At 38.0% G+C, this 12,320-nt stretch carries 14 protein-coding genes and 1 other annotated feature; of the genes, 13 read left to right on the top strand and 1 reads right to left on the bottom strand.

All coding sequences use genetic code 11. From position 1 onward, the window contains the following. The first annotated feature begins 130 nt into the window (after positions 1-130). The 9 genes from AC07SW_RS07670 to gloA2 all read left to right on the top strand — a co-directional run bounded on the left by AC07SW_RS07670 (position 131) and on the right by gloA2 (position 7,389). A complete protein-coding gene (locus tag AC07SW_RS07670; RefSeq protein ID WP_119908399.1) occupies positions 131-493 on the top strand; it encodes a PTS glucitol/sorbitol transporter subunit IIA in 363 nt (120 codons plus the stop codon). 30 nt (positions 494-523) lie between these two features. Continuing rightward, positions 524-1,726 (top strand): AI-2E family transporter, encoded by a 1,203-nt coding sequence (locus AC07SW_RS07665; protein WP_119908398.1) that lies wholly within the window; start codon positions 524-526, stop codon positions 1,724-1,726. A gap of 247 nt (positions 1,727-1,973) precedes the next feature. Further along, a complete protein-coding gene (locus AC07SW_RS07660; RefSeq protein WP_135018120.1) occupies positions 1,974-3,158 on the top strand; it encodes an FtsW/RodA/SpoVE family cell cycle protein in 1,185 nt (394 codons plus the stop codon). Between the two features lie 66 nt (positions 3,159-3,224). Next, on the top strand, positions 3,225-3,578 hold the full coding sequence (locus tag AC07SW_RS07655; protein ID WP_311778700.1) for an arsenate reductase family protein: 354 nt from the start codon (positions 3,225-3,227) through the stop codon (positions 3,576-3,578). 16 nt (positions 3,579-3,594) lie between these two features. Further along, the gene (locus tag AC07SW_RS07650) at positions 3,595-3,951 is read left to right on the top strand and encodes a glycine cleavage system H family protein (RefSeq protein WP_119908395.1); all 357 of its coding nucleotides are present in this window, start codon (positions 3,595-3,597) and stop codon (positions 3,949-3,951) included. A gap of 41 nt (positions 3,952-3,992) precedes the next feature. Further along, positions 3,993-4,258, top strand: a binding site (T-box leader). A gap of 77 nt (positions 4,259-4,335) precedes the next feature. After that, entirely contained in the window at positions 4,336-5,373 is a 1,038-nt protein-coding gene (locus AC07SW_RS07645; RefSeq protein ID WP_034568496.1) for a methionine ABC transporter ATP-binding protein, read from the top strand. Continuing rightward, entirely contained in the window at positions 5,360-6,043 is a 684-nt protein-coding gene (locus tag AC07SW_RS07640; protein WP_490427999.1) for a methionine ABC transporter permease, read from the top strand. The genes AC07SW_RS07645 and AC07SW_RS07640 overlap by 14 nt, the downstream gene beginning before the upstream one ends. 30 nt (positions 6,044-6,073) lie before the next feature. Continuing rightward, complete coding sequence (locus AC07SW_RS07635; protein WP_034568500.1) at positions 6,074-6,904, top strand: MetQ/NlpA family ABC transporter substrate-binding protein; 831 nt, start codon at positions 6,074-6,076, stop codon at positions 6,902-6,904. Between the two features lie 104 nt (positions 6,905-7,008). Continuing rightward, the gene (gloA2, locus tag AC07SW_RS07630) at positions 7,009-7,389 is read left to right on the top strand and encodes an SMU1112c/YaeR family gloxylase I-like metalloprotein (RefSeq protein ID WP_034568502.1); all 381 of its coding nucleotides are present in this window, start codon (positions 7,009-7,011) and stop codon (positions 7,387-7,389) included. A 160-nt stretch (positions 7,390-7,549) separates the two neighbouring features. On the opposite strand, the gene AC07SW_RS07625 is transcribed toward gloA2, so the two are convergent. Then, a complete protein-coding gene (locus AC07SW_RS07625; protein WP_034568504.1) occupies positions 7,550-8,272 on the bottom strand; it encodes a gamma-glutamyl-gamma-aminobutyrate hydrolase family protein in 723 nt (240 codons plus the stop codon). 261 nt (positions 8,273-8,533) lie between these two features. On the opposite strand from AC07SW_RS07625, the gene sufC reads away from it, so the two are divergent. The 4 genes from sufC to sufU are packed head-to-tail and all read left to right on the top strand — an operon-like array spanning position 8,534 to position 12,292. After that, positions 8,534-9,307 (top strand): Fe-S cluster assembly ATPase SufC, encoded by a 774-nt coding sequence (sufC, locus tag AC07SW_RS07620; RefSeq protein WP_034568506.1) that lies wholly within the window; start codon positions 8,534-8,536, stop codon positions 9,305-9,307. 12 nt (positions 9,308-9,319) lie between these two features. Beyond that, on the top strand, positions 9,320-10,606 hold the full coding sequence (gene sufD, locus AC07SW_RS07615) for a Fe-S cluster assembly protein SufD (protein WP_034568508.1): 1,287 nt from the start codon (positions 9,320-9,322) through the stop codon (positions 10,604-10,606). Beyond that, positions 10,603-11,838: a cysteine desulfurase gene (locus AC07SW_RS07610; protein ID WP_494632575.1), complete on the top strand. Its 1,236-nt coding sequence runs from the start codon at positions 10,603-10,605 to the stop codon at positions 11,836-11,838. The genes sufD and AC07SW_RS07610 overlap by 4 nt, the downstream gene beginning before the upstream one ends. Then, a complete protein-coding gene (sufU, locus tag AC07SW_RS07605; protein WP_119908392.1) occupies positions 11,825-12,292 on the top strand; it encodes a Fe-S cluster assembly sulfur transfer protein SufU in 468 nt (155 codons plus the stop codon). The genes AC07SW_RS07610 and sufU overlap by 14 nt, the downstream gene beginning before the upstream one ends. Positions 12,293-12,320: the final 28 nt, after the last annotated feature.

Here is a 12,320-nt window from a genome sequence, read left to right as displayed (position 1 = left end):
CTGTAATGTGACTAGAAAACCGATTTTCTTAATAGAAGCTCGTAGTTGAGTGCCCCTGCCTAACAAATCCATTCATTCTATGCTAAAATAAAAGGAACTAAAACGAATTATAGAAAGAAGGAAACACATCATGTTAACCGGAACCGTAACGAGTATTGGCACGCAAGCCATCAGTCAAAAAGATCCTATTATTATTTTATTTGGAGAAGAAGCAACAGAAGATATTCGAGAAGTTTCAGTCATCCAAGCTTTTCCATCAGATAAAGAAGCGATTACTTTAGAAGTAGGACAAAAGGTAGCCTTTGACGACACTGTGTACACGATTACTGCGGTAGGCAGTTTAGCTTCTGATAATTTAAATAGCATTGGACATATTACTTTGAGCTTTACAGAAGTACCAACAGAGGACATGCTTGGAAATGGAATCTACTTAACCCCATTCGCCTTGCCAGAGATAAAAGAAGGAACGACCATTCATTACTATCAAGATTAACATTACAATCAAAAGGAGGAACTGGAATCAATGGAAAATCCAGAAAAAACAGAAACAAATCGCAAACCTTTTTCTTGGTTTTGGAAATGGTTTTTAAATAATAAGTTTGTGACTGTTTTATTAGTCAATTTATTGATTTTACTTAATGTTTTTACGCTTTCTAAGATGAGTTATCTTTTTGAACCTATTGGCAGCTTTTTTAGTGTTGTCGGGTTGCCAATTATTTTAGCGGGGATTTTATATTATTTGATTAATCCATTAATTGATTGGCTTGAAAAACGTCATGTGTCAAGAAATTTAGGCATTACCATTGTCTTTATCTTAATTATTGGTCTGATTGTGTGGGGAATTGCTATTTTGATTCCATTGATGCAAAAGCAGACGATGAGCTTTATTGACAATTGGCCTGACTATTGGAAAAAAATCAATACGGAAGTAGATGGCTTACTAAATAGCGATTTGTTTTCTCAAGTACAGACTCAAATTAGTTCAGTAAACAAAGATTTATTTTCATCTACGGCAGGCAAATTAAATGGAATGGTGAATTCAACCTTTTCTAGTATTGGAAGTATTGTTGGAACAGTCACCAATATTATCGTCGCCTTGATTACAATGCCGTTTATCTTATTTTATCTATTGAAAGATGGAAAACGATTGCCGCATTTTATCATGCCGCTAGTTCCAAGTAAAATGCGGGACACGACCTATAACGTTTTAAAAGAAATGAATACCCAAATCAGTCAATACATTCGAGGTCAATTAACGGTCGCCTTTTTTGTTGCCATTATGTTTATTGTTGGATATGCGGTGAGTGGGTTAGAGTATGCGGTAACGTTAGGAATTTTAGCTGGATTTTTGAATTTGATTCCATACTTAGGCTCATTTTTAGCGATGGTTCCAGCCGTTATTATTGGCTTGGTTGATTCACCAGGAATGTTAATTAAAGTCTTAATTGTTTTTGCAATTGAGCAAACGATTGAAAGTCGCGTGATTTCTCCACAGGTTTTGGGGAGCAATTTAGACATCCATCCGGTAACGATTATTATCGTGTTATTGACGTCAGGAAAATTATTTGGTGTCGTAGGGGTTATTTTAGGAATTCCTGGATACGCTGTTTTAAAAGTCTTAATCACCTATTTATTCGATTGGTACAAGGAAGTCTCTGGATTGTACAAGCATGATCACAACCCAGCACCCGACCCAGCCGCAAAAGAAACTGAAAAGTCTACGTAAAGTGCGTTCAATCAATCAAAAGAGTTTGTTCATAAAATGTGAACAAACTCTTTTTGATGTTGTAAGAATTTGCTAAGAATTGCAAAGGATTCTTTTTTTTAAAGAGAGAGTCTTATATAATATAGGAATCGAATTCTAGCCAATTTTTGGAATAAATGCATTCTAGAAGTTCTGGTTTCTAATAGAAATAGCAATAAAAATAAGGTATGATTAGATAAATGCTTAAAACAAGGAGATTTTTGAAAAAATGACTGATAACATGGAAAGAAAAAGAGAGTCTAAAATAGATTACGGCATTATTTTATCGGTTATGTTGTTGTGTGTCATCAGTATCGCAACAATTTATTCAACGACCGTAATCGCTCAAGACAACGGTCTAAAACCAACCATCATGCATATTGCGTGGTATGTTGTTGGTGCAGCAGCAATTGCTGTTATTATGCAGTTTGATTCCGAGCAGTTATGGAAGCTCGCCCCCATTGCGTATTGGGGCGGTATTATTTTACTGGTTCTTGTTCTCTTTTTATACGATCGAGATACCGAAAAAGTAACCGGTGCAAAGAGTTGGTTCAAGATTGGTCCTTTAACCTTTCAACCATCAGAAGTCATGAAAGTTGCGTTTATCTTAATGATGGCGCGAGTGGTAACAAAGCACAATAGCGAGTATGCAAGGCATCAGGTTTCAACGGATTTTCTATTATTAGGAAAAATGTTGTTGACGTCATTAGTTCCATTAGTGTTAGTTCAATTGCAAAATGATTTAGGAACGACGCTTGTATTTTTAGCGATTATTGGTGGAATGGTCTTAATGTCAGGGGTTACTTGGCGTATTATTGCGCCTCTGTTTATTGCTGCTTTTGGGATATTTGGCGGAGCATTGTGGCTAGTAATGAACGATAGACCCTTCTTACTAAAAATGGGGTTTCATGAATATCAATTTGACCGAATTGATTCATGGTTAGATCCGTATCACGATGCAGCAGACGCAGCATACCAGCTTGTTCAAAGTATGAAGGCAATTGGTTCTGGGAAGGTATTTGGTAAAGGCTATGGCATTTTTGAAGTCTATGTACCTGTCCGAGAGTCAGACATGATTTTCTCAACAGTTGCTGAAAATTTTGGTTTCATTGGCAGCTGTTTATTGATTTTTATTTATTTCCTATTAATTTATCAAATGATTCGCATTTGTTTTGACACAAAAAATGAATTTTATGCCTACATTGCGACGGGTGTTATTATGATGATTTTGTTCCACGTATTGGAAAATATTGGAATGAGTATCGGGCTGTTGCCATTAACAGGAATTCCGCTACCTTTTATTTCTCAAGGTGGAACGGCGTTACTTGGCAATATGATGGGCATCGGTTTGATTATGTCGATGCGGTACCATTATAAGAGTTATATGTTCTCAGATGAAGAACGAGAATTTTAAAATAAGTACAATGAAATGCACCCTCATGTTATACTAAATAAAATGACAAACGGGAGGAACCAAATAATGATTCAATTTTACGAACACCCAAGATGCTCAACTTGTAAAAAAGCCAGAGCATGGTTAAATCAAAACGAAGTCGCTTATCAGCCAATCAATTTATTAGAAACACCTCCAACAAAAGCGGAGTTAAAGACTTGGATTGAGCAGTCAGGCTTGCCAATACGTCGCTTTTTTAATACAAGTGGTGGAAAATACCGTGAGTTAGGTTTAAAAGATAAATTGGATGAGATGGATTTAGAAGAAGCTTGCGAATTACTAGCTTCAGATGGAATGTTGATCAAACGTCCGTTAACAACCGATGGAAAAAAATTGACCTTAGGTTTCAAAGAAGCAGATTACGAAGCAAATTGGAAATAGAGTGGAGCGATAATTCATGACAATCAGATATAGCGACAATGGACTTTGGGTTCAAAAAGCAGGAAATGAATATACTTTAGGGTTGTCTATTAAAGGACAAGACGATTTAGGTGAAGTGATGTTCGTTGATTTAACAGATACAGCAGCTACAATCGAAAAAAACGAAACCTTAATCGGTGTGGAAGCAGCAAAAGCAGTAACAGAATTAACCGCGCCTTTTGCGGGTAAATTAGTTAGAAAAAATGAAGGCTTGTCTGAAAATCCAGAAGCTTTAAATAGTACCGATTTTAGTGAAAACTGGATTGCCGTATTAAGCGATGTAGATGAAACGGAATTTAATGCCCTATCTGAAAAAGAACCACAAATAGGTTGACAGATAACTTTCCAGTCTGCTACACTAAGAGCAATTCAAATAACAAAGCAATGATAAGAAGAGTAAGTTTTGACACGCATTTAATAAGAGAGCCTCGGTAGCTGAAAAGAGGAAATGTACGTAGAACTGAAGATGGTCTTTGAGCAGAGTAGATGAGCGAATAATCGTAAATCTATTACGGGTGCACCCGTTACAGTGCCACAGTATAACGAGTTGCAGTAAAGCTCAAGTACTGATTGAGGTTGATTTAGTGATGAATCAATAAACCAAGGTGGTAACACGAAACGTCAAAACTTTCGTCCTTGAATCAAGTGAAACTTGATTTAGGGATGGGAGTTTTTTTATTTTTCCATAAGTAAAAAAGAGGAAAGGTCGGTTAATGACATGATTGAATTAAAAGCAATAAAAAAATCGTTTCAAACAAAAAATGGAACAATCAATGCAGTAAATGGCGTTGATTTAGCAATTAAAAGCGGCGAAATTTATGGAGTCGTTGGGTATTCTGGGGCTGGGAAAAGTACGCTTATCCGCATGTTTAACGGATTAGAAACACCAACAACAGGAACCGTTTCAGTGGATGGGCAAGTGATTTCAAGCCTAAAAGGCGGAGCGCTACGTAAAGCACGTCAAAATATCGGCATGGTTTTCCAGCATTTCAATTTATTATGGTCAAGAACCGTGATTGAAAACATTATGTTTCCTCTTGAAATCGCACAATTTCCAAAAGCATTACGCTTAAAAAAAGCCAAAGAGCTGATTCAGCTTGTCGGTTTAGAAGGTCGTGAAAATGCTTATCCTGCTCAATTATCTGGTGGCCAAAAGCAACGTGTGGGAATTGCGCGGGCACTTGCGAATGATCCTAGTTTGCTCCTTTGTGACGAGGCTACAAGTGCTTTAGATCCACAAACAACGGATGAAGTGTTAGATTTATTATTAGATATCAACAAACGACTAAACCTAACAATTGTACTGATTACTCACGAAATGCATGTGATTCGTAAAATCTGTGATCAAGTGGCTGTGATGGAAGACGGGAAAATTGTTGAACAAGGAAACGTGTTAGATATTTTTACAAAACCAAAAGAAGCTGTGACCAAGCGCTTCATTCAACAAGACAGCAATCCAGATCTTGGAGATACCAATTTAGTGGTTGAGGAGTTAGTACAGCAATACCCAGAAGGCAAGGTTGTCCGTCTAACCTTCCACGGAGAGCAAGCAAAATTGCCAATCATTTCAAAGGTTGTCAAAGAAGATGGCATTGATTTGAGCATTATTCAAGGCAGTATCCAACAGACACAAGAAGGTGCCATCGGTTCTCTTTACGTTCAATTAACAGGAGAGTCGCTTAAAATTGACGATGCAATTAAAAATTTACGAACATTACGTGTTGAAGTTGAGGTGATTACAAATGCAGAATCTTAAAATAGGAACCGTTGATTTTTCACAAGTAGATCCAGAAAAAATCAAAAGTGCGACACTTCAAACCTTAGGAATGACAGCAGGTTCTTTGATATTGGTCTTTGTATTAGGTATTTTACTAGGCTTGCTACTCTATCAAACAAGTGGAAAAAGCAACCCACTGGCGCGACTATTGTATTGGGGCGTTGCGATCTTAGTCAATGTGTTCCGCTCAATTCCTTTTATTATTTTAATTGTTCTATTATTGCCTTTCACCAAAGCACTTGTAGGAAGCATTATCGGACCAACCGCTGCGTTACCTGCCCTAATTATTTCAGCAGCTCCATTCTATGCACGGATGGTGGAAATTGGTTTTAGAGAAATTGATAAAGGTGTCATTGAAGCAGCAGAAGCAATGGGAGCCAATAAATTTCAAATTATTTACAAAGTACTATTGCCAGAAAGTTTACCAGCCATCGTTTCAGGCTTAACTGTAACCGCCATTTCTTTAGTGGGCTATACTGCAATGGCGGGTGTTATTGGAGCAGGTGGTTTAGGAAATCTAGCTTACCTAGAAGGCTTCCAACGCAATCAAACAGCAGTGACAATTGTAGCTACACTAGTGATTTTAATTATCGTCTTTTGTATTCAAGCGATTGGCGATATTGCAGTAAAACGTATTGACAAACGATAATAAAAAAATGAGAATGTGGGGGAATTTATTATGAAAAAATCGAAAATTTTTGGAATCATTTTAACATTAGGTTTAGTAGGAACACTAGCAGCTTGTGGAAATGGCGGCAAAGACAGTAAAAAAAGCGACGAAGATACCTTGAAAATTGGGGCAAGTAACGTCCCTCATGCTGAAATATTAGAACATGTGAAACCAATTCTTGAAAAAGAAGGGGTTAAATTGGATATTAAAACGTATACTGATTACGTGATTCCCAATAAAGCCTTAGCAGACGGGGAAATTGATGCGAACTATTTCCAACATATTCCTTATTTTAAAAACCAAGTCAAAGAAAACAATTACAAATTTGAAAATGCTGGAGAGATTCATATTGAACCTCTTGGCTTGTATTCAAAACGCGTGAAAGATTTAAAAGATGTTAAAGAAGGCGCAACTGTAATTGTGAGCAATTCACAAACCGATTGGGGTCGAGTAATCAGCATTTTACAAGATGCCGGTCTCGTAAAAGTTAAAAAAGGTGTGGATATTACAACAGCAACCTTTGACGATATCGCTGAAAACCCTAAAAAGCTAAAATTCACATATGAAAGTGACCCTGCATTAATGACAACGTTCCTAGACAATGACGAAGGAGACTTGATTGCAATCAACTCTAACTTTGCTGTTGATGCCGGATTAGATCCATTAAAAGACGCAGTCGCTCTTGAAAAAACAAGTTCACCTTATGCAAATATTATTGCAGTTCGCTCTGAAGATAAAGACGATCCACGCATCAAAAAACTAGTAAAAGTACTAAAATCAGAAGATGTAAAAAAATGGATTTTAGACAAGTGGAAAGGTGCCGTTGTACCGGTTGACTAATGAATAAAAAATGAGAAAGTAGGCTTTTAAAGCGTACTTTCTTTTTTATTGGATTCCAATTATGTTAAACTTAACTGAATGATTTAGGACAAAGGAGCATACTTATGAACTTACAAACCATCCATCATGTTGCAATTATAGTGTCAGATTACCAACGATCAAAAGAATTTTATGTAGAAAAACTAGGCTTTAAAATTATCCGCGAAAACCATCGAAAAGAACGCAACGATGTGAAATTAGATTTAAAATTAGGCGCAAGCGAGCTAGAAATCTTTGCAATGCCAAACAGTCCAAAACGGGTTTCACAGCCAGAAGCATGTGGCTTACGACATTTAGCCTTTAAGGTTGAGGAAATCGAGGAAACGATTGCAGAATTAACGGCTTTAGGAATTCCTTGTGAACCGATTCGAATTGATGACTATACAGGTGAAAAAATGACCTTTTTCTTTGATCCAGATGGCTTGCCATTGGAGTTGCACGAATAGAATGGCAGAATTTCAAGTTACTACAACCGATAAAATTAAACCGACCTCCAAAAATTAATTTTTGGAGGTCGGTTTTTTTATTAATACGAAAATTAATTTAGTCTATCTTTAAAAGGGAGATAGATACTTGTGATTATCAAAAAGCAGGGTTAAGAAGTTTTTAATGACTTGCTCTTTCAATAAAATCATTAAACAACCCTTGCATTTTCTCATCGGTTGCCTGCATCAATTCAGGATGCCATTGGACAGCCACAATGCTTTGCGCAGGATCTTTTGCTTCATAAGCTTCCACCAAACCATCCGTGCTCCATGCAGTTGCGACAAAATCAGTAGCCAACTCTTTGATTGCTTGGTGATGGTAAGAATTGACCAACACAGAAGTTCCTAGCAATGAAGCTAAATGACTTTTAGAATCGATACTAACTGAATGACTGCCAACAGTCGGGATACTGGGTTGTAAATGCTGGACGCTCCATTGAGGGTATTCTGATAAGTCTTGATAAAGTGTTCCACCTTGCACACTGTTTAAAATTTGAATGCCTCGGCAAACCGCAAAAATAGGTTTCTTTTGTTTTAAAGCTTCTTCAATCAGGGCTTTTTCAAAGAAATCACGACGAGGTTCAGTTTCCTGTAGTTTAAGGCTAGGTTCTGCTCCGTAAAAGGAAGGAGCGACGTCTTGCCCACCGGCTAATAAGAGACCATCGATTTGGTCAATATAGGCTTTGGCGTCTGCGGGGTTTCCAATTGGGAAAACCAATGGCAAACCATTTGCCTGTTGAACGCCGTCAACAAAACCTTGAGGCGTATAAGTCACAAGATTATCATGAAATACCTCCGCATGTTTTGTTAATAAATTTCCTGCTATTCCAATAATTGGCTTCATTTCATAATCCCCACTTTCTATAAGATAGTATTTTACACTATTTCAAAAAGAATTGCTAATTAATAGTAAGCATGAGAACCTAATGATAACAGCACTTACTTGATAAAAATTCTAAATTGATAGGATATTCGCTTGTTTTTCAAGACTTTTTTAGTGTATTTGATTGCGAAAGGTTCTCAATTGGGCTAAAATAGAGGAAGGTCAAAGAAGACACTCACACAGATAGTTTGTGTAGAAATAGATAGCAAAGGGGATACAAAAATGGCAGTTTTAGAAATTAAAAATCTACATGTGTCAATTGAAGACAAAGAAATTTTAAAAGGTGTTAATTTAACAATGAAAACTGGGGAAATCCATGCCATCATGGGACCAAATGGAACAGGTAAATCAACTTTATCTGCAGCTATTATGGGTCACCCTAGCTATGAAGTAACAGAAGGCGAAATTCTATTAGACGGCGAAAATGTCTTAGAAATGGAAGTAGACGAACGTGCTCGCGCGGGTCTTTTCTTAGCGATGCAATACCCAAGTGAAATCGCTGGAATCACAAATGCTGAATTTATGCGTGCTGCAATCAACGCACGACGTGAGGAAGACAATAAAATTTCAGTGATGGACTTTATCAAAAAATTAGACAGCAAAATGGCGATTTTAGATATGCCAGAAGAAATGGCTGAACGTTATTTAAACGAAGGCTTTTCAGGCGGAGAGAAAAAACGCAATGAAATTTTACAATTAATGATGATCGAACCAACCTTTGCAATCTTAGATGAAATCGATTCAGGCTTAGATATCGATGCTCTTAAAGTAGTATCAAAAGGCGTGAATGCAATGCGTGGCGACAACTTTGGTTCATTGATTATTACCCATTACCAACGCCTGTTAAACTACATCACACCAGACGTAGTACACGTTATGATGAACGGAATTGTGGTTAAAACCGGTGGCGCAGAGCTTGCGAAACGTTTAGAAGCAGAAGGATACAAAGGAATTCGCGATGAACTAGGAATTGACATCGTATTAGACGAAGACTAAGGAGGATTCAAGATGACAGAGAAAACTTTTAAAACCCATCTTGACGCCATCCGTGATTTTTCATTAAGTCACGCTGAGCCTGAATGGATGTTGGATTTACGTTTAAGTATGTTAGATAAAATAGATGGACTAGAATTGCCATTTTTTGAAAGAGTAAAAATTAATCGTTGGCCGTTACTGGAAGACCCAACCATTGCTGCTGAAACAGAAGCAGTGATGTTAGCTAATGAATTTATTGATGATAAAAATGATGGACCTAAACTAATTCAAATTGGCCGTCAAACAGCTTTTGAGCAGTTGCCAATGGAATTGATTGAAAAAGGGGTTATTTTTACGGATATTTTCACAGCACTAGAAGAACACCCTGATTTAGTGAAAGAAGCTTATATGCAATACGCTGTTAAAGCAGATGAAGACAAATTAACGGCGTTTCATGCAGCCTTTATGAACAGTGGGATTTTCCTATACGTACCGAAAAACGTAGTGATTGAAGAACCACTTGAAGCCTTATTTATCCAAAATAGTGAAATCAAAGAAAACTTTGTGAAGCACGTATTGATTTTAGCTGACGTAAACAGTCAATTTAGCTATGTAGAAAAATACGAAACAATTGGGACTGAAAAAAACCTAGCCAATATCATTGTAGAAGTGGTAGCTAAACCAGGATCAAAGGTGAAATTCTCAGCTGTAGATCAACTAGGGGAAGCAACAACAACCTACTTTAATCGACGTGGTCATCTATTGAAAGATGCAACGATTGATTGGGCACTAGGCATTATGAACAATGGCGATATGGTTGCTGATTTTGATTCAGATTTGATTGGCGAAGGCAGTCACAGTGAAGTGAAAATCGTGGCAATCAGCATGGGCAAACAAATTCAAGGAATCGATACACGTGTGACCAACTACGGACGTCATTCGATTGGCCATATTCTGCAGCATGGTGTGATTCGTGACAAATCAACGTTAACCTTTAATGGTATCGGTCATATTATCAAAGGCGCAAAAGGAGCAGATGCTCAACAAGAAAGTCGTGTTTTGATGTTATCTGACAAGGCTCGTGGCGATGCGAACCCAATTCTTTTAATCGATGAAAATGATGTTACTGCTGGACATGCAGCCAGCGTTGGTCGTGTTGATCCAGAAGAAATGTATTATTTAATGAGTCGCGGACTTAAAAAGGTAGATGCTGAACGTCTAGTTATTCGTGGCTTCCTAGGTTCTGTTATTGCAGCAATTCCAGTAAAATCTGTACGAGAGGAACTAGTAGATGTTATTGAAAGGAAGCTAAGCATATGATTGATGCGGAGGCCTTAAAAAAAGATTTTCCAATCCTTTTTCAAGAAATCAATGACGAACCACTGGTTTACCTTGATAATGCCGCAACAAGCCAAAAGCCACAGCAGGTTTTAGACGCGTTGAATACGTATTACCAAAGAGACAATGCCAATGTGCATCGAGGCGTTCATACGTTAGCAGAGCGAGCAACCGCAAAGTACGAAATGGACCGTCAAAAGGTCAAAACCTTTATTAACGCTAAAGAAACGGCAGAAGTTCTGTTTACAAGAGGAACAACAACCAGCTTAAATTGGGTCGCTAAAAGTTTTGGGGAAGCGAATGTCAACGAAGGTGATGAAATTGTGATTTCCTATATGGAACATCATTCGAATATCATCCCGTGGCAGCAGCTAGCTAAAAAACAAAAAGCAACCCTTAGATATATTGAGTTAACGCCAACTGGTGAATTGGACCTAGCAAGTGCTAAAAAACTGATTACCGCAAAAACCAAAATCGTAGCGATTGCCCACGTTTCCAACGTGTTAGGAGTAGTCAATCCGATTGCAGAATTAACTGATATCGCTCATCAAGTAGGAGCAGTAATGGTTGTTGATGGCGCGCAATCAGTTCCACATATGGCAGTCGATGTTCAACAGTTAGATGTTGATTTCTACGCCTTTAGTGGACATAAAATGCTAGCGCCAACCGGCATCGGTGTCTTATATGGCAAACGCAGTCTATTAGAAAAAATGGAGCCGATTGAATTTGGTGGGGAAATGATTGATTTTGTGTACCTTGAAGACAGCACATGGAAAGAGTTGCCTTGGAAATTCGAAGCAGGCACGCCGAATATAGCAGGAGCAATTGGCTTAGGTGCAGCGATTGATTATCTAACAGAACTAGGCATGGAAGACATTCATCACTATGAACAAGAATTAGTGGCCTATGTATTGCCAAAGCTTCAAGAAATTCCAGGAATTACGATTTATGGCCCAACTGATCCAGCGAAGCGAACAGGTGTGATTACCTTTAATCTTGAAGGCGTTCATCCTCATGATTTGGCAACGGCGATGGATATGGAAGGCGTAGCGGTAAGAGCGGGGCATCATTGCGCGCAACCGTTAATGAATTATTTAGAAGTCAATTCGACAGCAAGAGCAAGTTTTTATTTTTACAATACTAAAAGCGACGCCGATACATTTATCAAAGCCCTTTTAGCGACAAAGGAGTTTTTCGCCAATGGCCCTTTCTAGATTAGACAATTTATACCGTCAAGTGATTTTGGATCATTCAAGTCATCCACATCATCACGGAATCTTAGATGCCTCAACCAATCAGATAGAATTAAACAACCCTACTTGTGGGGACGTGATTCAAATTCAGCTTGTAGTGGAGCAGGATACCGTCAAAGACATTCGTTTTTCAGGAAGCGGCTGCTCGATTAGTACAGCAAGCGCGAGTATGATGACAGATGCTGTGATTGGCAAAACCCGTGAAGAAGCCTTAGCGCTAGTAGACGATTTTTCAAAATTAGTACTAGGCGAAGAGCTGACCAATCCAGACGCACTAGGAGACGCCCAAATGCTAAGCGGCGTGGCAAAATTTCCAGCGAGAATTAAATGCGCAACCCTTGGCTGGAAGGCCTTAGAAAAAGCACTAACCGAAGGCAATCAAACTGAATTAAACAGTCATTTACATTGTGACTGATGAACCTTAAAAACAAAACAAAAGGAGT

Source organism: Carnobacterium sp. GW821-FHT04C06, from assembly GCF_059420345.1.
The sequence above is the reverse complement of the archived record's forward strand: the minus strand, read 5'-3'. Positions and strand labels throughout refer to the sequence as shown.